The organism is Bacteroidales bacterium (genome assembly GCA_012519055.1).
In the GTDB taxonomy this organism is placed as follows: domain Bacteria; phylum Bacteroidota; class Bacteroidia; order Bacteroidales; family Salinivirgaceae; genus JAAYQU01.
In genome coordinates this window covers 40,277-64,633 of record JAAYQU010000049.1, presented here as the reverse complement: position 1 = coordinate 64,633, position 24,357 = coordinate 40,277, and the positions used below count along the sequence as shown (strand labels likewise).

22 protein-coding genes and 4 tRNA genes are annotated in these 24,357 nt (G+C 36.4%); 9 read left to right on the top strand and 17 right to left on the bottom strand.

Going from position 1 to position 24,357, the window contains the following annotated elements:
* Nucleotides 1-79: 79 nt before the first annotated feature.
* The 11 genes from clpX to GX311_10665 all read right to left on the bottom strand — a co-directional run bounded on the left by clpX (nucleotide 80) and on the right by GX311_10665 (nucleotide 9,093).
* Nucleotides 80-1,294 carry an ATP-dependent Clp protease ATP-binding subunit ClpX gene (gene clpX / locus GX311_10715; GenBank protein ID NLK16854.1) on the bottom strand — a complete coding sequence of 405 codons (1,215 nt, stop codon included), beginning with the start codon at nucleotides 1,292-1,294 and terminating at the stop codon, nucleotides 80-82.
* A complete protein-coding gene (gene clpP, locus GX311_10710; GenBank protein ID NLK16853.1) occupies nucleotides 1,294-1,983 on the bottom strand; it encodes an ATP-dependent Clp endopeptidase proteolytic subunit ClpP in 690 nt (229 codons plus the stop codon). The genes clpX and clpP overlap by 1 nt, the downstream gene beginning before the upstream one ends.
* A 12-nt stretch (nucleotides 1,984-1,995) precedes the next feature.
* Nucleotides 1,996-3,342: a hypothetical protein gene (locus GX311_10705; protein ID NLK16852.1), complete on the bottom strand. Its 1,347-nt coding sequence runs from the start codon at nucleotides 3,340-3,342 to the stop codon at nucleotides 1,996-1,998.
* Nucleotides 3,343-3,560: 218 nt separating this feature from the next.
* A tRNA-Leu gene (locus tag GX311_10700) sits at nucleotides 3,561-3,642 on the bottom strand.
* Between the two features lie 98 nt (nucleotides 3,643-3,740).
* Nucleotides 3,741-4,379, bottom strand: coding sequence for a class I SAM-dependent methyltransferase (locus GX311_10695; protein NLK16851.1), 639 nt, complete (start codon nucleotides 4,377-4,379; stop codon nucleotides 3,741-3,743).
* Between the two features lie 3 nt (nucleotides 4,380-4,382).
* The gene (locus GX311_10690) at nucleotides 4,383-5,015 is read right to left on the bottom strand and encodes an NTP transferase domain-containing protein (protein NLK16850.1); all 633 of its coding nucleotides are present in this window, start codon (nucleotides 5,013-5,015) and stop codon (nucleotides 4,383-4,385) included.
* Complete coding sequence (locus GX311_10685) at nucleotides 4,988-5,584, bottom strand: HAD-IB family phosphatase (GenBank protein NLK16849.1); 597 nt, start codon at nucleotides 5,582-5,584, stop codon at nucleotides 4,988-4,990. The genes GX311_10690 and GX311_10685 overlap by 28 nt, the downstream gene beginning before the upstream one ends.
* A 97-nt stretch (nucleotides 5,585-5,681) precedes the next feature.
* The gene (locus GX311_10680) at nucleotides 5,682-7,028 is read right to left on the bottom strand and encodes a CDP-glycerol--glycerophosphate glycerophosphotransferase (GenBank protein ID NLK16848.1); all 1,347 of its coding nucleotides are present in this window, start codon (nucleotides 7,026-7,028) and stop codon (nucleotides 5,682-5,684) included.
* 49 nt (nucleotides 7,029-7,077) lie between these two features.
* Nucleotides 7,078-7,923 carry a transketolase gene (locus tag GX311_10675; GenBank protein ID NLK16847.1) on the bottom strand — a complete coding sequence of 282 codons (846 nt, stop codon included), beginning with the start codon at nucleotides 7,921-7,923 and terminating at the stop codon, nucleotides 7,078-7,080.
* Between the two features lie 25 nt (nucleotides 7,924-7,948).
* A complete protein-coding gene (locus tag GX311_10670; protein ID NLK16846.1) occupies nucleotides 7,949-8,659 on the bottom strand; it encodes a YebC/PmpR family DNA-binding transcriptional regulator in 711 nt (236 codons plus the stop codon).
* 173 nt (nucleotides 8,660-8,832) lie between these two features.
* A complete protein-coding gene (locus GX311_10665; protein ID NLK16845.1) occupies nucleotides 8,833-9,093 on the bottom strand; it encodes a hypothetical protein in 261 nt (86 codons plus the stop codon).
* 323 nt (nucleotides 9,094-9,416) lie between these two features.
* Between GX311_10665 and GX311_10660 the strand changes: the two genes are divergently transcribed.
* Nucleotides 9,417-10,238, top strand: a complete 822-nt coding sequence (locus GX311_10660) for a hypothetical protein (GenBank protein NLK16844.1) — start codon at nucleotides 9,417-9,419, stop codon at nucleotides 10,236-10,238.
* A 71-nt stretch (nucleotides 10,239-10,309) separates the two neighbouring features.
* On the opposite strand, the gene GX311_10655 is transcribed toward GX311_10660, so the two are convergent.
* The 6 genes from GX311_10655 to GX311_10630 all read right to left on the bottom strand — a co-directional run bounded on the left by GX311_10655 (nucleotide 10,310) and on the right by GX311_10630 (nucleotide 16,836).
* Complete coding sequence (locus tag GX311_10655; protein NLK16843.1) at nucleotides 10,310-11,515, bottom strand: SpoIID/LytB domain-containing protein; 1,206 nt, start codon at nucleotides 11,513-11,515, stop codon at nucleotides 10,310-10,312.
* A gap of 56 nt (nucleotides 11,516-11,571) precedes the next feature.
* Nucleotides 11,572-12,708 carry a lipid-A-disaccharide synthase gene (lpxB, locus tag GX311_10650; GenBank protein ID NLK16842.1) on the bottom strand — a complete coding sequence of 379 codons (1,137 nt, stop codon included), beginning with the start codon at nucleotides 12,706-12,708 and terminating at the stop codon, nucleotides 11,572-11,574.
* A gap of 26 nt (nucleotides 12,709-12,734) precedes the next feature.
* Complete coding sequence (locus tag GX311_10645) at nucleotides 12,735-13,037, bottom strand: hypothetical protein (GenBank protein ID NLK16841.1); 303 nt, start codon at nucleotides 13,035-13,037, stop codon at nucleotides 12,735-12,737.
* A gap of 28 nt (nucleotides 13,038-13,065) precedes the next feature.
* Entirely contained in the window at nucleotides 13,066-14,127 is a 1,062-nt protein-coding gene (locus GX311_10640) for an RluA family pseudouridine synthase (protein NLK16840.1), read from the bottom strand.
* A 9-nt stretch (nucleotides 14,128-14,136) separates the two neighbouring features.
* The gene (locus GX311_10635; protein NLK16839.1) at nucleotides 14,137-15,972 is read right to left on the bottom strand and encodes a T9SS type A sorting domain-containing protein; all 1,836 of its coding nucleotides are present in this window, start codon (nucleotides 15,970-15,972) and stop codon (nucleotides 14,137-14,139) included.
* A 93-nt stretch (nucleotides 15,973-16,065) separates the two neighbouring features.
* Nucleotides 16,066-16,836: a PASTA domain-containing protein gene (locus tag GX311_10630; protein ID NLK16838.1), complete on the bottom strand. Its 771-nt coding sequence runs from the start codon at nucleotides 16,834-16,836 to the stop codon at nucleotides 16,066-16,068.
* A gap of 159 nt (nucleotides 16,837-16,995) precedes the next feature.
* On the opposite strand from GX311_10630, the gene GX311_10625 reads away from it, so the two are divergent.
* The 8 genes from GX311_10625 to purS all read left to right on the top strand — a co-directional run bounded on the left by GX311_10625 (nucleotide 16,996) and on the right by purS (nucleotide 24,345).
* Nucleotides 16,996-19,125 carry an RNA-binding transcriptional accessory protein gene (locus tag GX311_10625; GenBank protein ID NLK16837.1) on the top strand — a complete coding sequence of 710 codons (2,130 nt, stop codon included), beginning with the start codon at nucleotides 16,996-16,998 and terminating at the stop codon, nucleotides 19,123-19,125.
* Between the two features lie 116 nt (nucleotides 19,126-19,241).
* Nucleotides 19,242-19,328: transfer RNA gene (locus GX311_10620), tRNA-Ser, on the top strand.
* 32 nt (nucleotides 19,329-19,360) lie between these two features.
* A tRNA-Pro gene (locus GX311_10615) sits at nucleotides 19,361-19,435 on the top strand.
* A gap of 61 nt (nucleotides 19,436-19,496) precedes the next feature.
* Nucleotides 19,497-19,570 (top strand) — tRNA-Arg (locus GX311_10610).
* Nucleotides 19,571-19,956: 386 nt separating this feature from the next.
* On the top strand, nucleotides 19,957-22,167 hold the full coding sequence (locus GX311_10605; protein NLK16836.1) for a sodium-translocating pyrophosphatase: 2,211 nt from the start codon (nucleotides 19,957-19,959) through the stop codon (nucleotides 22,165-22,167).
* 181 nt (nucleotides 22,168-22,348) lie between these two features.
* Nucleotides 22,349-23,323: an adenosine kinase gene (locus GX311_10600; protein NLK16835.1), complete on the top strand. Its 975-nt coding sequence runs from the start codon at nucleotides 22,349-22,351 to the stop codon at nucleotides 23,321-23,323.
* Between the two features lie 2 nt (nucleotides 23,324-23,325).
* A complete protein-coding gene (gene pssA, locus GX311_10595; GenBank protein NLK16834.1) occupies nucleotides 23,326-24,030 on the top strand; it encodes a CDP-diacylglycerol--serine O-phosphatidyltransferase in 705 nt (234 codons plus the stop codon).
* Between the two features lie 63 nt (nucleotides 24,031-24,093).
* Nucleotides 24,094-24,345 (top strand): phosphoribosylformylglycinamidine synthase subunit PurS, encoded by a 252-nt coding sequence (gene purS / locus GX311_10590; GenBank protein ID NLK16833.1) that lies wholly within the window; start codon nucleotides 24,094-24,096, stop codon nucleotides 24,343-24,345.
* Nucleotides 24,346-24,357: the final 12 nt, after the last annotated feature.

The window sequence follows — 24,357 nt, the reverse complement described above, 5'->3', positions numbered from 1 at the left end:
TAGCGACTAAAACAAAAGAGACGGAGAATTCTTCGTCTCTACAATCCTGATTTTCAGTATATTAATTTCTAATTGCTGATTATGCTGCTTTTAGTTTCGATAAATCTGCCTTTTGTAGTTTTTCTTTTGCGTAACTTATTGTTACTGTCATGGTTTTCTTCCGGCTTGAAGGTAATTCAAACATTGCGTCAATCATAATTAATTCGCAAATTGAACGCAAACCTCGTGCACCTAATTTGAATTCAATAGCTTTTTCTACAATGTAATCAAGCACTTCATCTTCGAATGTTAATGTAATATCGTCCATTGCAAACAGTTTAACATACTGTTTTGTAATTGCATTTTTCGGTTCTGTAAGAATTTGGCGTAAAGCTTTAGCATCCAATGGTTCAAGATAGGTTAATATGGGTAAACGTCCAATAATTTCGGGTATCAAACCATAACTTTTAAGATCCTGTGGTGCTACATATTGCATTAAGTTTGCTCTGTCTATTGGATCAGTTTCCTTTAAAGAGTTAAATCCAACTACAGTCGTATTTAGTCGCTGTGCGATCTTACGTTCAATACCGTCAAAAGCTCCTCCACAAATGAAAAGAATATTATTTGTATTGACAGCTATCATTTTTTGTTCGGGATGTTTACGTCCACCTTGTGGGGGAACATTTACTATTGAGCCTTCCAACAGTTTTAGCAATCCTTGTTGAACACCCTCACCACTCACATCACGTGTGATTGAAGGGTTATCGCTTTTACGTGCTATTTTGTCTATTTCATCTATAAACACTATTCCACGTTCGGCAGCAGCAACATCATAGTCTGCAGCTTGCAACAACCGGGTAATAAGACTTTCAATATCCTCCCCAACGTATCCCGCTTCAGTCAATACAGTTGCATCAACAATAGCAAACGGAACTTCTAACATTTTGGCTATCGCTTTTGCCAACAACGTTTTTCCCGTCCCTGTTGGGCCTACCATTATGATATTCGATTTTTCAATTTCGATACCATCATCAGTACCCTGCTGCACAAGACGTTTATAATGATTATATACTGCTACAGAAAGAAATTTTTTTGCATCATGCTGGCCTATAACATATTGATCAAGAAACTCTTTGATTTCCTTGGGTTTGAGGAGTTTGACATTTTCAACACTAAAGGTGCTGTTTTTTTTGTTTTCTTCCGTTAGTATGGTATGTGCCTGCTCAATACAATAATTGCAAATATAGCTGTCTATACCAGATAAAAGTAAACTTACCTCTCCCTCTTTTCGTCCACAAAACGAACATCGTCCCATTATTTCTGTTCCTTGTTTTTATTTCTTTCTAAGACTTCGTCAATCATACCATAATCCAATGCTTCTTTGGCTGTCATCCAGTAGTCGCGTTCGCTGTCTTTTGCAACTTTTTCGTATTCGTTTCCACTGTGATTTGCAATTATTTCGTACAGCTCGCGCTTAAGCTTTTGTATCTCTTTAACAGTAATTTCCATATCATCAGCCTGACCTGACGCTCCTCCCATGGGTTGGTGTATCATTACACGACTATGTAGTAATGCTGAACGTTTTCCTTTTGCTCCTGCACATAGAAGAACTGCTCCCATGCTTGCAGCCATTCCTGTGCAAATGGTTGCAACGTCTGCAGAAATAAATTGCATTGTGTCATAAATGGCAAGTCCAGCGTGTACACTGCCACCCGGTGTGTTAAAATAAATTTGGATGTCTTTTGCAGGATCGGTTGATTCTAAAAACAGTAATTGAGCTTGAACGATATTTGCTACATAATCGTCTATTGGAAGCCCCAGAAATATAATTCTATCCATCATCAGACGTGAAAAAACGTCCATACTGGCAACGTTTAACTGACGCTCCTCGATAATTGTTGGTGATATGTAATTACTTACGATTGAAGTATAGCGATCATAAGTCATGCTGTTTATTCCGTGGTGTTTAACAGCATATTTTTTAAATTCATTTTGTGGAAACATGTCTTTTTGGTTTTATTTATTAAAAAAATCATCTACAGGAACAACGGTTTCTTCAACATTTACTATCTCTTTAAGCAACTCAAGAACCTTGTTTTCGGCAGCTAAAGAGAAGTAATGACCATATGCGTTTTCTTCCTCACTAAGTCTCTTTATAGCCATTTGCGTTAGAGTTTCATCTGGAATATCAGTTATATTGTAACGTAAAAATGCCATTCTTTGATCTTCTTTAACTCTCTCCATTACATCGTTTTCTTCAATCTTAACATCGTTATCGCTAGCAATTTTATCAACAATAATTCTCCATTGGAATATTTTTCGGTAATTATCCCACACTTCATCTATCTTATCTTCTGCAACTTTTTCTGTATCAACTAACCAGCGTTTTAAAAATTCTTCGGGCAGTTTGGGGTCGATTTTTTCGGTTAAGTATTTAGTTGCTGTCTCTAAGAACTTCGATTCGTGACTATAATGGTTAGATTTTTCTATTTCAGAAAAAATAGCTTCTTTGAATTGCTCTTCGGTTTTTATCTCTTTTCCCGGATAAACTTTATCAAATAGCTCGGTATTTATCTCAGCTTTTTTCAATCTTTTGATTTCTATTATAGTAGCTTCAAAATTACAGTCGAGTGCCTCTGCGTCTTCTTTTTCTATTTTGAGCATTGCTGCAATTTCGGTTGCATTTTTTACTGCTTTCTTTGGGTTAAATATTACCTTTTCGTCCTTTTTCTTGCCGATAAATTTTTTCTTCGATTTAGCATCCTCTATACTTTCAATTCTTATATATGTTGACTCATTAACAATCCCGTCCTCTAAAATTTTCCCTTCACTGTCTAGTTGCCTTACACTACACATAATCATGTCACTTTCAGCAATCTCATCAACATCGTCCAATGTGCCGTTTCGCATTGCTATATTATTGACTGTATCATTGATATACTCTTTTGTGATGTCGATTTTGTAGTATGGTATTTTGTTTCTCTTTGAAAGTTTAACTTCAAATTGGGGTCGTAAGCCTAAGTCAAATACAAAGTTAATATCGTCGGAATTATCTAAACCCTTGATTTTATCAGTTTTATCTATATTCATTAGAGGATCACCTAAAATATCAACTTCTCCAGTTTTTAAATATTCTGAAACTGATTCAGAGACAAGTCCCTGAATTTCTTGCGCTTTAACGCCGTTTCCGTAAATTCGCTTGATGTGTCCATAGGGCACCATTCCTTTGCGAAAACCCGGCATCTGCGCGTTTTTACGATACTCTTTGAGTGTTTTTTCAATTCTTGGATTATAGTCCTCAGCGCTGATTTGTACAGTTAACTCAGCATTTAAGTCATCGATTTTATTTAATTCGACTTTCATTTTTTTATTATTTTTAAGGTCATTAGCAATCAACAATTTAAGTTCAAGGTTTGGTATTTTTGTTCATATCTTGCCTATGCTAAACTGCTGTTCTGTTATTTTATTTTCTAATTTCTTAAAGTTTAGGTTTTTTAAACCGACAAATTTACAATAAAATTGACATAAACTAAAAAAAACCGCCAAGCGTTTCCGTTGACGGTTCTTTTTCATATTTGCTGTGCGGATGAAGGGACTCGAACCCCCACGTCTTTCGACACTAGATCCTAAGTCTAGCGCGGCTACCAATTACGCCACATCCGCAAATTGCGTTGCAAAGGTAATTACTTTTTTGAAATAAGAGTGTTCTAAAAAAGATTATTTTTAAAAAAACTGATGTTTTAAACCTCAAACAATTCTAATTAAGGCTTATTTGCCACAATTGCATAAAAATGAGTATTCTCCCACCTATTGCACTCCTTTGGATAGATATCAAAAAGTTGCGAGTTATTAAAACCTGCACTTTCAATCATCTCAATCTCTTTTTCTTTGAATCTGTATTGTGAATAGTAGTTAGTTTTAAGCTCCTCAGAAAAGCCCGATACAGTAACATCTTCTTTAACACCAAGCTGTCCTTTAACTATAATGGTTCCGCCTTTTTTTACAAAATTAAAATACTTTTTATAAATCTCACGGCTCTCTTCTTCGTTGAAATATTGCATTATGCCAAACATTGTTACTAAATCGAATGTTTTTTTTGTGTCAAATTTTGCAACATCTTGATTGACAACTATAACATTCGGTGCTTCGACAATAAATTTAGAAAAATCAGTGAAAAGTTCAACTGCTGTAATGTCTTTCACCTTATCGTATAACTTATTTATAATCAGTCCTGTTCCTGACGCTACATCTAAAACTGATGTATTCTGACTGGCATACTTAAGAATAAAATCAACATCGTATTGTGTGTAATCATTGAATGAGTTGATTTTAACACTTTTTTGGTCAGGCTGATTTTTTGCCATATTTGCAAAAAACGCTTTTGAAAGGGTGTTGTCCATATTCTACCAAGATTTTACAAATTCGGATACACGTTTATAATCATCGTAAGTATCAATATCGTATGCTCTTATTTTTACGCCTTTAATTGGCAAATGAGGTTCAATTTGTTCAAAGACATTACCTTTTGTAAAAACTACCTTGTCGCGTTTTATGCATGCTGGTCCTGTCCACTCATATTGTCCAGATTCCCAAGAGAATGCTAAAACATTACCCTGTTTGTCAGTTTGAACATAAACGGCTTCATCTGACGTAATTTCGGAGTAACCAATAAATTCGCCGGGCTCCTGTAGTAGCTTTTTAACATCGTCGGGATGAACCAATAGGTCACCGTCCCACTCTATTGCATACTCATTTCCGTGACGACAACCCAAATAAAAACTTGCCCCGGTTTTAGTACTGTAATACTCGTGGTTGTACACAAAAATCACATCTTTGCGATGCTTAAGTACCTCTTTTACAACCTCTTTTGCCTGATAACCTATCACAATTCTTACATCCTCAATATCTTTAAATAGTTCAAGTTGCCAAGAAATAATTGTTCGGTCATTGATTTTTACCAAAGCTTTTGTTTGTCCAAGTCCTAAGCGTGAGCCTACTCCGGCACAACTTATAATAATTGATTTAGCTGCAGACATAGCGATTTTTCGTTAAATATCAGATAATCAGTAAATGGAAGTATGCTGTTAGCCGGATGATGCGTTGTGCCAACTGCTATAGAAATATCGGCAATACGCATTGCCTCAACATCGTTGTTCCCGTCGCCAACAAACACAACTGTCTCTCCCATTTTTTGATAATGTTTTACAACATCTTCCTTTTTTAAGATTTTTTCAATTTTTTCTACTTTATTGTTTTTTACTTTTGCCGTTGATGTAAATGCCTCACATCCAACCTTTTCTACTAATGTTTTTACCCAACAGTCAAGGTTTCCGGTTGCAATAACACAACTGTTAATATTCTCTTTTATAAATTTAAGAAGATTTGGATATAGTTCAACTTCTCCTAACAATCTATCTATTTGATCTACAGGTAAATCACCCAGAATATGAACTCTACGAATAAAGCTTTCTACAAATGGGATATTTCCTTGAATAGTTTCACGCGTCAGCTCCGAAATCTCAGCTTCAATTTTAAAATGCGAGGCTATTAGCGGAAGTGTTTCCTGTGATGTTATAGTACCGTCTAAATCGAAAACGAACTTCATAGGGTTTATGTTTTCAGTTAATACAAAATGTGCAAAGTTACATTTTTTTTAGAAACAAATTAACACCGATTGTACAAATACTACAGCCCAGACATCGCTACTGCTCTTTTTGCCAAATATTTTCGACTAAATCGTTAATAATATTACTTACAGCGGTTTGATTATGCGGTGGTTTTAATATATCATTTACAAATGTTTGTCTTTCATTTTTTCGACTGTCATTGCCATTTAAAACTACATTTTCAATAAATTGACATATATCTGACTCACTATAAGCCATATACGACAATTGGAATGCTTTAGTTCCAAAAACATTGAACCTATCAGCTATTTTCTTATCGCTTACAGTAAAAAGTGCCGGCTTTCCTGTAAAACAGTACTCCGATATAAACGAGATACTATCGTGTATCAAAGCATCTGATGTTAAGAACAGATCGTCATAGTCACCTTCTTCCAGTTGACAATTCTGCATTGTTGCCCAACGTAAATAGTATTGGTCGGTTCGCTCTTTCCCCCATTCAGTGTGATTATATAGCTTGAGTTTTAGTATTGGGTGCGGTTTAAATGCTATTTGAATTTTGTGATTTAATTTTTCTATTAGTTTAAAAAAGTACTCGCTATATGTTAAAAAATTTGAATAACTACTAAGGGTCGCGTTTGCTTCCAATGTGTGATGTGGCGCCCATATTATTCGTTTTACTGAAGGATCTGCATTTTTCCAAACCTCTTTTGGTTTGTAAGATGTATCTAAATATTTATCAGCCAACGGATACCCTGTTACAACTACATTTTTTGCCTTTATGTGAGATACGTTTTTAGCCATATCTTTGTGAATGGACGTTTCGTAATAGCAACGCCACGCTAGATTGTGAAACATTTGGTTATATTGATCCTCCTCCATTTTTACAGCCATAATACCATACGGAACGTATGCTGTTAGTCGGTCTAAATAGTTGGATATTTGAAACTTAGGCGATGTTAAACGAAATGGGGTGGTGAAAAATATTATGTTAGGGTCTATCTCCTTTTTTACCGAAATAAATTGTTTTGTCTCTTCGTTATATGATTTAACTACTTTATATCCCTTATTTACAAAAGCTTCAGCTGTTTTATTCATCTCTGCCAGCATAGCTTCATCTCCGTACGTGACGTAAGGGATTACCACTACTATTGGGTCGAATTTTGGGTGATTTTCTAAGTTTCTGTAGAGCGAATCATACTTCCAAATAGAGTCTTGAAAAGCGAAAAAAGCAACCTTAAGTCTCTCTTTTTTACCTGTTTTTGCGACAATCTTTTTGTATTTGGCTTGCCGATAATAGAAATATGGTTTTCCACACCAACTTATAAACCAATAAACTTTTATCCTTAGTTTCGATAATGCAAGTCTCCACTTTTTGGGTAGTAGCTTTTGCAATATCGACTCTATTAATAGTAAAAACTTCATTTAGTTATAAAAAAGTGCGGAATAGTTTGCTTATCTCGCCTTTAAAAAATTAATAATCGCCTAACGTTTCTGGTAGTTGTGCAAGAGCTTTTTGGGTTTGTTCGTCATTTGGCGCTACTCCGTGCCATTTGTGAGTTCCCATCATAAAATCTACTCCGCAACCCATTTCGGTTTTCATAATAATACAGACGGGTTTCCCTTTGCCTGTCAACGTTTTAGCGTGATTAATGTTTTTAACAACATCAGCCATATTGTTGCCATTCATTTCTACAACTGTCCAGCCGAATGCTTCCCACTTGGCTCGTAGATTTCCTAAATCGAGAACATCTTTAACTGGTCCGTCAATCTGCTTGCCGTTATAATCAACGGTTGCGATTAGATTGTCAATTTTTCTTGCAGAAGCGAACATAGCAGCTTCCCAAATCTGCCCCTCTTGTATCTCGCCATCGCCGAGTAGCGCGTAAACCAACTTTTTATCCCCGTTAAGTTTTTTGGATAGTGCTGCTCCACATGCTACAGAAAGCCCCTGTCCTAATGATCCTGACGCTATTCTCACTCCCGGCAGGTTGTCATGTGTAGTTGGGTGACCCTGAAGCCTTGTATTTAATTTACGGAATGTTGCCAGTTCTTTTACATCAAAATAGCCCGAACGTGCCAACACACTGTAAAACAAGGGTGAAGTGTGTCCGATTGAGAGAAAGAAGAGGTCTTGGTTCTTTCCGTTCATATCGAATTTTTTTGGATTGTGATCCATAATTTCGAAATAGAGGGCTGTCACAAAATCGGCACAACCCAAAGAGCCTCCAGGGTGCCCTGATTTTGCTCCATGTACCATTCTAATAATATCGCGACGTACTTGAGTTGCTATATCTTCTAATCTTTTTATATTGCTCATTACTAATGGTTTTACAAATTAATAACTATTCAATATTTGTATAAACAGCTTGAATATCATCATCATCTTCAATTTTGTCGAGCATTTTTTCTATATCGACTAACTGCTCTTCGGTAAACTCAACCGTTGTGTTTGGTATTCGTTGCAATGACGATTTTTCAGGCTCTATATTCAGATCTTCCAGAGCTTTGGACATTGTTCCAAAATTTACGTAATCGGCATATAGATATATTGTATCTTCGTGTTCTTCAAGTTCACTTAATCCTGCATCTATCAACTCTAGCTCAATCGCCTCAATATCAATGTCATCTGTCTTTGTGATTTCAAAAACTGCTTTACGCGTAAACATAAACTCGAATGAGCCTGTTGGCACTAAGCTACCACCGGCTTTATTGAAGTACGATTTTACGTTGGCAACGGTTCTCGTTGGGTTATCAGTAGCACATTCCACCACGACCATAACTCCATGAGGACCTTTCCCTTCGTACAGAACTTCGCTGTAGTCCTCGCAATCTTTGCCCGCGGCTCGTTTTATAGCTGCATCGATATTATCTTTGGGCATATTTTGAGCTTTGGCGTTCAAGATTGCCGTTCTTAGTTTTGCGTTTAGGTCGGGGTCTGGTCCGCCCTCTTTCGCTGCTATTGTAATGGATTTCGCCAATTTAGGGAATATTTTCGACATTTTGTCCCAACGTTTCTCTTTGGCTGCGCGTCTATATTCAAATGCTCTTCCCATGATAATGGAGTTTTCTTATATTTTTTTGTTTGATGTCACAAATTTACAATTTTAATGTTGGGTGGACAAAGTAACGTACTTTTTTTTCAATTGCGAGTTACGAATTACAAATTACGAGTCATGAATTACGAATTATGACTTTGGCTTTCATTAAATTGGGACTGATAATGGTTTTACTGTAGTAGCCACCAGCCTATAATTAATAAAACTGCAAGAATAATCAGTAGCCGTATATTGGATGACCGTTGAGCCTTACGTCTTGCTAATGAACGATTTGTGAAAGCCCCGCGAATGCTACTGCCAGTATCATAACCCTTTTGCTTTCTTAATTCGGCTTTACGTTTTTCGAATTCCTCTTTTTCAGGATCGTAATACCGTGGATTGTATTTGAACTGTTTGGGTTTTGGAGTATGTACGAATTTGATTCTAAGCATGATGTGTGGTTTTGCGAACTAATTAAAAGCTCTCTGTAATCAGCAAATATAATTATTTTTTGTCAATCTGTTTTTTATGAGTTAGCTTCCTTTTACTGACGCCACTCTTTATGTAAAGCTAACTGCTGTAAAACAATTCTGTTTAACTTACTTAATTAAAGTTGTCAATAATGATAACCTATTTTAAATAATGTGTTTATACTTTATTTTCGAAAAAAGCGTTTACTATTTGAACTTGTACTTACAAATCCCTTTTTAAACAACTAAAACGACTAACAAAATTAATACTGTTAAAAGGTAAATAAAAATCAAACTTATTGACCATGAAAAAATCAATCGTATTATTACAAACAATTGTGCTACTGCTATCAGCAGGGTTAACCACAGGTTATGCGCAAGAGACAGAACAAAACGAAAATCTTATTTTCGATAAGCAAATTAGATTTTCTTTGTCGCCGGTTGTGTATGATAACTTAAAGATAAAGCACCAAGGTAAAAAACATTTAAAATCAAGTCCAACAATTAGTGGCGAAGCTTTAATATCATATTACAATCATATATATAAGGGGTATGGCATTAATATTGGTGTTGGATTAAATGTTGCTCCTTACAATTTGAATTACAACTTTAAAGCACCCGAAAATAGTATTTATCTCACTAATAATAATAAATATGAATACTTAGATTTACGGGATTACGACTATCCTTCAGTAATGTACGTTTTTCCAATATCAGTTAACAAGGTTTTACCAATTAAGAACTCTATCTTCTCTATTGATATAGGAGCAAAGTATCAGACACTTATGAGCAAAGACTTTACTACTATAATAGGAAGTAGCTACTACATTGATGATAACAACACAAATGTAGATCTATTTAACTTTCAAATAGATGACGCTGGAAAAAAGCATATAGTTAGTTATTTTTTGAAACTAGGAATAATAAAGTGTACAAAAAAGCATAACTCTCTACATTTCAATATTGTAGCAAACTATTCTCCCACTATAATAGGTAAAGGATGGTATGAGTTTTATAATCTTGGATATGATAGTTATGGTACTGTTGAACAGAATATAAACTACATTGGCTTTGAATTTGTTTATGGGCTATCTTTCTCTAAAAGAGAGTTTAATAAGGAACTGTAAGAAGTTTAGGAGACAATCTGATATAGGTTTTCTCCTTTTTTTAGCTTACTGCCATAAAACTTTCAGATAGGCTATTCTGGTAGTAGCGACATCAAATAAGTGGTTTCGTATAAATCTATTATCTTGACATCGGTATAAAAATATTCTATTATTGAGCTGTAGGTTTTCCCTTTGCGCGCCATTTCCATAGCACTCTCTTGCGAAAGTCCAACACCATGACCGTATCCTTTCCCCTTAAATACTATTTTATTGCCGTTGTTTTCAAAAGAGAAAAAAGTTGATTTAAGTTTAAAAGCGTTTCTTATATCGCTAAGTAAAACTGGTTGATTTTCAATTAGTGCAAATCGTTGGCGTTTTGGTTGCGAAAATCTGTAGTCAGTATTTTCTGATGCTTGAATATTCATTGTTTTAAGAAATCCGACCCATTCGTCGATGGGAACCGATTTTTCCCAATTGCTATTTCTCTGTTTGTCGTAATAGATATCGGGCTTGCTTCTCAAATATGGCACTGTTGTACTCCAAACATCTTCGCTGTTGGCGGTTTGCCCTCCACTGTTTGAGTGAAACGCAGCTGTTATTAACATACCTTGATTATCAACAATTACTAATCCTTTAGTGTCGTCAACTGCTTTCAAAATTGGACCGTGTTCTGTTCCAAATCCTTTGTAAACTTGGCAATGAACCTCATCACACATATGAAAGCCTTCTGCTTGGTGTCTGTCGATATGATTAAGCGCATAGGTCCTACAAATAATTGCCTGAGCCTTGTAATATTCAGGCTTTGACCTAACTCCCGACTCAGCTTCTACAACTCCTGCCAAATACTCTCGAAAAGAAACAATATTAACTAACGTCATGCGTGAGGTGCTGTCTGTCCATATAGCAAAATCGCCATAATATTTTCGTGCGGGAAGAGTTGGATAAACAGGGTCAAGCATCATTTTGTACTGTGGATTTTTTGAGGTTATTTGTATTTTTGAATGTACTCCCAAATGTTTCTCAGTATTCCACAGGCTTATACGATCTCCGACTGACGTTATGAATAGAATGTCTGACGTTTCCATCTCTACTTTAAGCGAGTCTTGGGTTGTAAGAGTATAAGAACCTTCTAATACTTTAAAAATTACAGTTCTAATTTCAAAATCACGATATAACCCAACTCTAATATTTTGACCTGTAACACTTGAAAACAGCGAGATGGCAATGGTAAAAAATATTAAAAATCTATAGTTAATATTAAAAAGATATCTGCTTTTTAATAAGTAATTTAAGGTCATTGGCAAAACGTTTTTCCTTTGTCGTGATAAGATTAAGGGCGTGAAAATAAGCATTTTTATTGTTTTTGGGTCAATGATCCGACAATATTTTGGGCTGCCCGGTCTGATGCACCGGGTTCTCCCATTATCTCTCTCAGCTGTTTGTACTGCGCCAACATGTTTTGGCGATTTTCTCCTCCCTTAACTATTTTTTGTAAGTCACTGTTTAATCTTCGTTTGTTGAATTGATGTTGTAGAAGTTCTGTTACGCAAAGTTTTCCTAATATTAAATTGACTAACGAAACAAAGCCGATTTTTCGAAAAACTATTTTGCCGATAGCGTAAGTAAATATGCCTCCGCCAATTTTATAACATACGACCTGCGGTGTTCCAATCAAAGCAGTCTCTAATGTTGCTGTTCCACTTGCCACTAACGCTGCTTCAGAATGATATACAAGTTGATAAGTATCATTAAAAACAACTTTATGTTTCTGTAGTTTTGTGAATTTGTTATAATATTCTGTTTCAATCCCAGGTGCGCCCGAAATAACAAACTCATAATTTGGATATTGCCCGGCTATGGCGCACATGGTTGGCAATAAAGATTTTATCTCTTGCTTGCGACTTCCTGGCAATACTGCAATTATTGGTTTTCCGCTTAACTTATGTTTGGTGATAAAATCGTTGCGTTGTTGGTTTCTGTCTAAAGTACGTGCGATGTTGTCTAACACAGGATTTCCAACATAGTTTATAGGATAATTGTGTTTTTTATAAAAATCAACTTCAAAAGGCAATATAGAGTAAAGTTTGTGTACATATTTCTTTATTTCCTTGATTCTATACCCTTTCCAAGCCCAAATTTTGGGAGCAATATAGTAGTAAACTTTAATTCCTGCGTTATGAGCGAACTCTGCAATTTTGAGATTAAATCCGGGATAATCGACCAAAATAACTACATCGGGGTTCCACTGCTGAATATCTTGTTTGCACTGTTCCATTAGGTTAAGAATGCTTCTGAGGTTCATTATTACATTCACATAACCCATATAAGCTGTGTTCTTATAATTATTCCAGATATCGGCACCTTCTGCTACCATCTTATCGCCTCCCATTCCACGTATTTGAGCCTCTTTATCAACTTTTTTTAAAGAGTGGATTAAATTGGCTGCGTGTAAATCGCCTGATGCCTCGCCGGCTATAATGTAATATCTCATAACAATTGAGTTTAAAGCACTTTAATTTAGTTTTCAACACCTGTATTGAATTTCAGTATAAACACTATTATCGTAAATACCACGGTTATAGCTATAAGCCCCTTACCTGCTTTATAGCGGTCTGTGCGCATGAAATATAGAAATAATATTAGATTTGGAAGAGCACACAAACTTATCAGTGGTGACATCATTTTTCCATATCTTATAAACCTATACAATCCCTCCCACGAACCAAAACTATCCCAATTTCTATATACAAACAGCGAAAACACAAGAGTTGTGATAATTATTCCACTTAAAAATCCGTGTATAAATTTATTAAACTTCATTCTATTCAGATTTTATGACATTTTGTTACTAATTCTCTATATCTCTATTCTCAACGTATCCGCGCCATTTTTCAACTAAAAGTTGAAAATCATCGGGCAACTCTGAATCGAAGTCCATTGATTTGCCTGTGACTGGATGTTCAAACCCCAACGTTTTCGCATGCAAAGCTTGACGTGGACATATATCGAAACAGTTTTGAACGAACTGTTTGTACTTTGAAAACGTTGTTCCTTTCAGTATTTTATCTCCACCATACTCCGGATCGTTAAATATAGGATGTTTGATATATTGCATATGAACCCTTATTTGGTGTGTTCTTCCGGTCTCCAAACGACACTCTACTAAAGTTACATATCCATAATCTTCAAGAACCGAATAATGTGTAACTGCGTGTTTACCAATATTTTCATCTTCATAAACATACATTACTTTTCTGTTTCTAGGATTTCTTCCGATATTTCCAATCACGGTGCCGTGCATCTCTGGGAAAGTTCCCCAAACCAATGCGTTGTATGTACGACGTGTGGTTCGCTCCTCAAATTGTTTCGACAGGTTAACTTTGGCTTGTTCGGTTTTGGCAATCATCAAAAGACCCGATGTGTCTTTGTCAATACGATGAACCAATCCCGGACGCGGATCGTTGCCTTTAAACATCTCATTATCTTTAAGATAATATGCCAAAGCATTAACAAGTGTGCCCTGATAGTGTCCATAACTTGGATGAACCACCATTCCCGCGGGCTTATTCACAACAATTAAATGGTCGTCTTCAAAAACAATGTTCAGAGGGATATCTTCAGGGATAATCTCTATTTCGCGTGGCGGATATGTCATCATTACCTGAATGATATCGCCGGGCTTCACTCTATAGTTCGACCTTACAGATTGGTCGTTAACAAGAATATTACCAGCCTCCGAAGCCGCTTGTATTTTCGTTCGGCTTGCATTGGTAATACGGTCATTTAAAAATTTATCAATACGCATTATCCCCTGACCCGAATCGACTACAATCCTAAAGTGTTCGAACATTTCGAGATTATCATCTTGAAACTCGCCCTGAAAATTCTCTTGTAAGTCGTCTTGAGTCATGCCGACACACTATTTTTGGATAATAATTCGCTGATGATGTCTCTCTCGGCAGTCGAAGAATGAGATTATGTAGATACCATTATCAAAATGCGAACAGTCGATATTGTCAGGTCTTTGCGACTGGTAGATACATCTTCCCGACAAATCGGTAATTGTAACTATCCAAGGGCGTTTTATGTCCGGATACGATATTGATATTGAGCTACTTGCCGGCACAGGATAAACGTTAATGCTCTCTGTCTCAGCCTGCGGTAAATCAATCCCTACAATACTACTGCGCGATAAAATTGGTCTTATCATTATTGCATAGTTAAATTGCGATGCTTGCCAATTTTGACCAGTATTATAAAAATTTCGTTGCGATACAGTTGTATTTTTGTCGATACCGACGCTCATAATTCTATCGGTTGTTTTTCGCCAACCTACAAAAAAATATCCTGAAACGTAAATGGCAGAGTCGAACAATAGTTTTGCAAAACTATTATCGTTGCTGAATGATGGTGTAAATCCGGGCTTTGAGTATAATAACCTACCCGGCATTCCTCCGTCGTTTGCCCACACACACAGGTCAAAATAATTGGTGCTGTACATCGTGTCGCGCGTTGTGTTAAAAAACATATATACCCCTCTGAGCGAGTCGCCTTGACTTGTCTCGTACCTTATTGCAGCCATATTCCCGGCTTGATTAAGGTTGTAACCATTTTCTGCTGAACCATCGTCATAAGCATAATAATTCGAAAAATGGTGTACTCTCGAAGCTACATCGTTCGACTTTGGATACATTGCCGATGTAATTAACTTTGTTTCAACCAAAAATTCAATCGAATCCACTGTAGCTAATGGAAACAGATTTTGCGTAACTGGTTCTGAATGGCTCACATGCTCAAAAGCTGCATAATTCATAGCTCCAATAAAAACACTGTCACTATAGGTACTTCCTAAACGACTGACTTTATAATAAATGGTAATATTCTGGTTATCAATGTTGTCGTGATTAGCGAAATAAAAATCTATGTTTCCACGTTCATTAGCCGAGTTCAGAATATAATGCTTCCACGGTACTGACGAATATTGCTTTAAAACCGAATTTGGAGGGCGGGTAAAGGCAACATCTTTAACAACTGTATCATTTCTATGTCTGTTTTTATCCAATCTAACATAGTCGATATTCCACATATCACAGTTGGTTGCAATAACTCCACCACCGCTTGGGCTGATTAAATTACGAAAACGAAAACGAAATTGGTCATGTAAAAATTCTACTTTTTTTACAGGAATTAACACTTGTCGCCATTCGTCATCTTGTATTCCTCCATCTGTAGCCCACATTTTTACCCATTTTGCAGTATCGTAAAACTCTACAATTAGACTGTCGCCTTTCCCCGGTTTGGCTCCTAACCCACCAGACTGGTAAAAGAAACTAAGATATATAGAATCGGACATTTGTAGTCCGCCAAGATTAATAGAATGCGATGTAAGTGAATCACCTTTCCTATGACTTTGACCAAAGCCCAACGGATATAAATCACCTTTCGAATCTGCACCGTCTAACGTAGCAACACCGACACTTATGCTGTATAACGACATGTGTTGGTTGATATATGCAGTAGAATCACTCCATAAGTCTTGATTTGGATATCCCGTGGTGGTTGAAAAATCATCAAAAAACGGCAGTTCTAATGGTAATGTCGTTATTCGTTTGCTAAATGATGGCGATTGTTTACGCAGTGCCGGATTCGAAAATAGCCCTGTAAGCTCCTCCTGACCTAAACAGATTGAAGCTGTCAGAAATACTACAAAAACAGAGAAAAATATATGTTTTGTGATATTGGGAAGTTTATTCATCGATTTTTGTTTTTTAAATTTTATTCACAATTACACACCAAAACAATTGAAACGTTATCCAAAACATATAATTGTATTTTTTTGCTGAATATATTATTCATCATCAATAGTAAGCCATAAATCGACATAAGTACCTAATCGTGCACTGTAACCACTTTGAGGGCTTTGTTTGTAAATACGAGATTTTAGCGAATCGGTATAAGTTTGTACTGATGAGTCATATAAAACCGAACCAACGTTTAAATATTCATTGTTAATGGCACTACAGGCTTCATCGAGTGTCATTCCTATAACATCAATTACTGAGGTTGTTTGCCACGAACCACCCTGACCTAATACCAGATCTATAGGCTCTCCTGTAGCTATGGGGGTTCCGGGGGCAATTGCTCTGTTTTCATATTGTTGTCCTAAAACATAATTTTTCATTGGATCGGGTACATATTTAAGTTGTCCAACTTTTAAACCTGAGCTTTCGAGCGTTACTTTCGCTTGCCGGTACGAAACACCTGTAACATTAGGCATTGGAATACGAGGAACTGTAAAAGCATTGATTGTGGCAAAAATTCTACGACCTTTTTTTACTCTATCATCTGAACGCGGAACATGTGAGACGATAGTTCCCTTTTGCCTTCCTCTAACAAACGTTGAATCAGATATTTGAAGAACTAATCCATGTCTTTTTGCAACTTGTTTCGCTTCATCTATTGTTAACCCTGTAAAATCAGGAACAATTTGCGAACGACCGTGACGAGTAAAAATCTTTAATGAGAAAAACACTAACCAAAGAAATACAAATGCACTTGCAGCAGCTATGCCAAGGTGTTTCCAAAAAACCTTTTGCTTAAAAAACGGTATTTTGCTCATAAATATCGATTGAATAGTAAAACATCTGCAAAGTTAGCATAATTCATAAATATTTGACATAGTTCAATAACTGTGATTTTATAAAAGTTCAATCTATTATAAAATTACAATTGGTATAAAATTGTTTATTTTTGTCTCACATCAAAAAATATCGACAAAGTGAAAAATTATTATCTCGATTTTGTAAGCCAAAAATTAAATATTCCCATTAAAAACCTAAATGCGGCTATTTCGTTACTTGAAGACGGAAACTCTGTTCCTTTTATTAGCAGATATAGAAAAGAGAAAACCGGAAATCTCGACGAGATAGCTCTGTTTGAAATCGAAGCATCGTTAAAGCGTTATTATGAGTTAGAAGAGCGAAAAGATACGATATTACGAACGATAGAAGATCAAGGTTTGCTGACAGATGATTTAAGGAAAAGCATTGAAAATGAGGTTGAACCCACTAAACTTGAAGATTTATATTTACCGTTTAGACCTAAAAGACGTACCAAAGCAATAATAGCACGCGAAAAAGGACTTGAACCCTTGGCGCAAATGATATTGGCTCAGAAAAACGACGATCCCGAATTTCTTGCAAAAGCCTACATTAACAAAGATGTGCTAACCACCGAAGAGGCTCTCTCTGGTGCCAGAGATATTATTGCTGAAACAATTAGCGAAAATGCTGCAGTACGTGACAACTTACGACAACACTTTATCAGAAAGGCATTTATTAGCTCGCAAGTTGTAAAAGGAAAGGAAGAAGAAGCCGCTACTTATCGCGATTACTTCGATTTTTCGGAACAGATTAAAAAGTGTAAACCACACCGCTTAATGGCTATGATGCGCGGCGATAAAGATGGGTTATTGCGTGTACGCGTAACAGTCGAAACTGAAGAGATGGAAGATATTGTGGCAAAACGCTTTGTAAAATCACGAAACAAGGCAGCCGAGCAGGTTACAATTGCTTTAAAAGATTCTTGCAAACGTCTTTTGGCTCCGTCGATGGAGACCGAAACATTAAATTACTATAAAGAACTCGCTGATGATGAGGCTATTAAAGTGTTTGCATCAAATTTACGACAACTATTAATGATGCCTCCCGCCGGAGAGAAACGCATTATGGGAATTGACCCTGGTTTCAGAACAGGTTGCAAGGTTGTATGCCTCGATGAACACGGGAACTTGCTACACCATGAAACCATTTATCCGCACCCTCCAAAATCCGAAGAGATTGCAGCAGCAAGAAAAATGCACACGCTTATCGAAGCTTACAACGTTGAGCTGATTGCTATTGGAAATGGCACAGCAAGCCGAGAAACCGAACGGTTTATCTCATCACTCAGATTTCGTAGAGACATTAAGGTGTACGTTGTCGATGAAAGCGGAGCGTCAATTTATTCAGCCTCAAAAATCGCTCGGGACGAGTTCCCCGATTATGACGTAACCGTGCGCGGAGCCGTATCAATAGGGAGAAGACTTTCAGACCCATTAGCCGAACTTATAAAAATTGACCCAAAATCGATTGGAGTTGGTCAGTATCAACACGATGTAAACCAGACGAAACTGAAAACAGAACTCGACCAAGTGGTTGTAAGTAGCGTTAACAAAGTGGGAGTAAATCTCAATACTGCATCGATACAACTATTGTCGTATGTCTCTGGACTTGGACCTGCATTGGCACAAAATATTGTACAATACCGTAAAGAGAATGGGGCTTTTAAAGAGCGAACTGAGTTAAACGATGTTCCCAGATTAGGCGCAAAAGCATTTCAGCAATGTGCAGGATTCTTGAGAATACCAGGTGGCTTAAACCCTTTAGACAACTCGGCGGTACATCCCGAAAATTACGACACCGTACATTTAATGGCGGAAAAGCTCGACACCACTGTTTCGGAGCTAATTGGTAATTCGGCACTGCTAAAGAAAGTAAATATAGCCGAGTTGGTTGATGAAGAATGCGGAGAATACACTCTTAATGACATAATTGAAGAACTTAAAAAACCCGGAAGAGACCCACGTGGAAAAATAACATCGTTTCAGTTCGACGACAGAATATCTTCTATTGACCAACTATCAGAGGGAATGATACTTACAGGAATTGTTACCAACATTACAAATTTTGGAGTTTTTGTTGATATCGGTATCAAACAAAACGGATTGGTTCATATTTCACAAATTAGCAACACCTATATTAAAAGTCCTGCAGATGTTGTTAAATTGCACCAGACCGTGAAAGTTAAAGTGCTTTTGATTGACCGTGATAGAGAACGAATACAATTGACAATGAAAAACGTTGAATAGTAATCCTATATCTTTATATTCAGCACGATTCGAGGACAATAAAGAAAAAAATCCGATATAAAAAGCTAATATTTTTTTGATAGATAAAAAGATTGTTTATCTTTGCGCTCTCATTCGGAGAGGTGGGTGAGTGGCTTAAACCAACAGTTTGCTAAACTGTCGTACGGGTAACTGTACCGAGGGTTCGAATCCCTCCCTCTCCGCGAGGACGGTCTAAGAAATAAAATTAATTTTACGGGGCATAGCGCAGTCCGGCTAGCGCACCTGCTTTGGGAGCAGGGGGTCGCAGGTTCGAATCCTGCTGCCCCGACGGAAAAAGAGGTCTAACAGTTTTAGTTGTTGACCTCTTTTTGATTTAAGCAACATATAAGGGCCTCGTAGCTCAGCTGGATAGAGCATCTGACTTCGGATCAGACGGTCAGGGGTTCGAATCCCTTCGAGGTCGCAAAATAAAACAGGTCGCTTCTATGTAGTGACCTGTTTTGTTGTAAATATTACCTAATTTAGTTTATTATTGTTCCACGTATGATTAAAAAAATCAAATTTTTCAAAAAAAACTTTTAATCATTATGAGAAAACAAAAATAATCTTCTCGTTAAATCTCAAATTATTATCCTTGCGTATATGACTGTTATTCAGCAACTAACAGTTTTAGACTTATAAAATTTAAGTCTATGTTACAAAAACGTTTTACAAATTTTAGAAACTTATAATAATAATTTAAGATTTTTTTACGATTTTCGCCGATTAATTATTTTCGTTTACAAAACACGAATAAAATTTCTGAGAAAAATAATTCGAATTGTTAATTAAAAAAAAGGAGAACACGTCATGCCAATTATTTTTTGGTTAGTACCAATCAGTTCGATAGTAGCTTTAGGTTTTGCTTACTATTTTTACAAAAAAACACTAAGCCTTGATGAAGGGACAGATATGATGAAAAAAATAGCCCTTCATGTTCGTCAAGGAGCAATGGCTTATCTAAGACAGCAATATAAAGTTGTAGCCATTGTTTTTGTTGTTATTACATTAATCTTCGCATTTCTTGCCTATGGTTTGAAAATCCAAAATCCCTGGGTGCCTTTTGCATTTATTACAGGAGGGTTTTTCTCAGGTTTAGCCGGATTTTTTGGAATGAAAACAGCTACTTACGCATCAGCTAGAACCGCAAATGCAGCCCGAAACTCTTTAAACAATGGTCTTAAAGTGGCTTTTCGCTCGGGTGCTGTAATGGGTTTAGTTGTTGTTGGGTTAGCATTACTTGACATATCTTTATGGTATATCATATTAGACAGATTTATTGTTGAAGCAACATCCGCCCAAAAACTTGTGGTTATAACTACAACCATGCTTACGTTTGGTATGGGTGCATCAACTCAAGCACTGTTTGCTCGTGTTGGAGGCGGTATATATACAAAAGCTGCTGACGTAGGTGCCGACCTTGTAGGAAAAATTGAAGCCGGTATCCCCGAAGATGACCCACGTAACCCAGCTACAATTGCCGATAACGTTGGTGATAACGTAGGAGACGTTGCGGGTATGGGTGCCGACCTTTATGAATCGTACGCTGGTTCAATTCTTGCAACTGCTTCGTTAGGTGCCGCTGCCTTCTACTCCTTCGAAGGTGATATGCAATTAAAAGCCGTACTTGCTCCAATGTTGGTAGCTGCTGTAGGTATATTTCTTTCAATTTTTGGTATATTTTTAGTACGAACAAAAGAGAATGCCACAATTAAACAACTACTTGGTTCTTTAGGACTTGGGGTAAATGTTAGTTCAATTTTAATTGCAATATCAACATTTGTAATTCTTTATCTATTAGGACTTCACAATTGGGTAGGATTATCGTTCTCTGTAATTACAGGTTTAATAGCCGGTATTATTATCGGGCAATCTACCGAGTACTTTACTTCGCAATCATATAAGCCTACAAAAAGAGTTGCAGAAAGCACTCAAACAGGTCCTGCCACTGTAATTATATCTGGTATGGGATTAGGAATGATTTCAACAGCCATTCCTGTAATAACAATATGTGCAGCAATTATTATTGCATTCTTATGTGCAACCAATTTTAATGTTCGAGGTATGCTCGAACCACAAAATTTACAGTTAGGACTATATGGTATTGGAATTGCAGCTGTTGGTATGCTTTCGACACTTGGTATTACCTTAGCAACTGACGCTTACGGACCAATAGCCGACAATGCAGGAGGAAATGCTGAAATGAGTGGACTTGGAGAAGAAGTACGTAAACGTACAGATGCTTTAGATTCACTTGGTAACACAACAGCAGCTACAGGCAAGGGATTTGCAATAGGTTCGGCTGCTTTAACCGCTCTTGCACTGTTAGCATCTTATATGGAAGAAATTAAAATTGCACTAATTAATGCTGGAGAAACAGTTCTTGAACTTGCAGACGGAGTAATTAAGAATATTGGTGAACTAAATATCGTTGACTTAATTGGCTATTACAAAATCAATCTAATGAACCCAACTGTTCTTGTAGGTGTTTTTATTGGTTCTATGATGGCATTTGTATTTTGCGGCTTGACAATGAATGCCGTTGGCCGTGCAGCACAAAAAATGGTTGATGAAGTTAGAAGACAATTCCGTGTTAAGCCCGGTATTCTTGAAGGTAAAGACGATCCTGATTATGCTACATGCGTTCAAATATCAACTAAAGGAGCCCAACGAGAAATGATGTTACCATCACTATTAGCAATAATAATCCCGGTTGTTACTGGAATTATATTCGGTGTTCCCGGGGTAATGGGGGTATTAGTTGGCGGATTAGGTTCCGGTTTTGTTCTTGCTATATTCATGGCCAACTCTGGTGGGGCTTGGGATAATGCAAAAAAATATATCGAAGAGGGTAACTACGGCGGTAAAGGTTCAGAAGCACATAAAGCCGCTATTATTGGAGATACGGTTGGTGACCCATTTAAAGATACAGCTGGACCAAGTTTAAATATTTTGATTAAACTTATGAGCATGGTTGCTATCGTTACAGCTGGTGTAACCGTGTCATTCCATCTGATATAATTTGAGTTGAAAGGCGGTGTGTTGAGCGAAGTCGAAGTATAAAAGTTTATAAAGTAAAAGTAGAGACAGCGCATGCGCTGTCTCTTTTATTTTAACCAATTTTTCAATTGATACTTAATTTTCAATTTTTATTGAGTATTTTTGAGTTTTGTTTTTCATTAAAGCTAAATGGTTCCAAAAAATGAAGGTTATAGGAATGGGCAACGCCCTTGTTGATATTTTAATCAAACTTAAAAGCGATAATACTTTACACGAATTAGGATTCCCTCGTGGTAGCATGCAATTGGTTGATAAAAAACGTTCTAATGAAGTTCTTGCAAAAGTTTCAGGTCTTGATGTTAGCCAATCATCTGGAGGCTCAGCTGCAAACACAATACACGGATTAGCTAAACTTGGAATAACTACTGGCTTTATAGGTAAAGTGGGCAATGACGAGCTTGGTAATTTTTTTGCTGACGACTTAAAAGCTGCCAATATAAAAAACCATCTAAATAATTCAAAAACAGAATCGGGTCGTGCTATTACTTTAATAAGTCCCGATAGTGAGCGCACCTTTGCAACCTATTTAGGTGCAGCAGTTGAGCTAAGTGCAAACGATATCAAAGCAGATAATTTTAAAGGATACAACATTTTACACATTGAAGGCTATTTAGTCCAAAATCACGATTTAATACTAAATGCGGTTAAACTTGCCAAAGAGTGTGGATTAGAAGTATCTCTTGACTTAGCAAGTTTCAATGTTGTTGAGGAAAATTTAGAGTTTCTGAAAAGTATAGTTGGCAACTATGTAGATATTGTGTTTGCCAACGAAGAGGAAGCCAAATCATTCACTAAAAAAATGCCTGAAGAGGCTATAAAAGAGCTTTCAAAAGTATGCAAAGTTGCAGTTGTTAAAATAGGAAAAGAGGGTTCGCTGATTTGGGCAAATAACGAAATAGTTAAAGTTGGAGTTATTAACGCCGAACCTGTTGATACAACTGGTGCGGGAGACCTATATGCTGCAGGATTCCTATATGGATACATAAAAAAGAAAGCACCAAGCGAATGCGGTTGGTATGGAGCCATCTTAAGTGGAAATGTTATTGAGGAGGTGGGTGCAAAAATGAGTGACTCGAGATGGGAAAATGTTTTAAAACAAATTAAAAACCATAAATAGTGATTAAATTTTTCAAGTTTGTCCCGAATTTGCTTACTTCAGCCAATCTTTTCTGCGGCTGTTTAGCTGTTGTGTTTGCGTTTGAAGGCAAACTTGATATTGCGCTTTATTTTGTTTTACTCTCAGCAGTTTTTGATTTTCTTGATGGTTTTGCAGCAAGACTTTTAAAAGCCTATTCAGCTATTGGGAAAGAGCTTGATTCACTTGCCGATTTGATCAGTTTTGGAATGGCACCAGCGACAATGTTATACGTTGCATGCGAAGATATTTGGAGCTTTGCTTTTTTTAAATATTTGCCGTTTTTAATAGTTATATTCTCAGCAATTAGATTAGCGAAATTTAATATAGACACAAGACAAGAAACTGATTTTATTGGATTGCCAACACCCGCAAATGCATTATTTTTTGTTTCTTTTGCTAATTTAATATACTATTCAGAATTTATTATGAGTCAGGTGTTAATAGGAGCTATAACTGTTTTATTTTCGCTATTATTAGTTTCGGAGATAAAAGTATTTTCACTGAAAAAACTTTCAGCTAATAAATTAAAACTTGTTAATGCAATATTGTTAGCAATTGTCAGCATTATTGCTGTTGTTTATTTCAAACTTTTTGCAGGAGTAGTTATTATACCTTTTTATTTGTTGTTCTCTGGAATTGCGACAATATTTGCAGGAGTAAACAATAAAAATTTACCTCAAGGATAACAACAACAAACACAGATTTTTAACTTTAATTGTATTAATCTTAAACTGAAAAAATATATACATATGAAATTCCAAGCAGAAATTGACGTAATGCCTTTAAAGGCACTACTTGACCCACAAGGGAAACTGGTAACAACAACATTGCAAAACATGGGTTACAAAGGTGTTGACAACGTTAGAGTTGGCAAACATATTTCATTAGAAATTGAAGCTAAAGATGAAAAGCAAGCGCGTCAATTAATTGACGAAGCATGCAAAAAAATCTTGTCAAATCCAATAATGGAGAATTACGAATTTAGACTTAAAGCTTTATAAAAGCTATTTTCA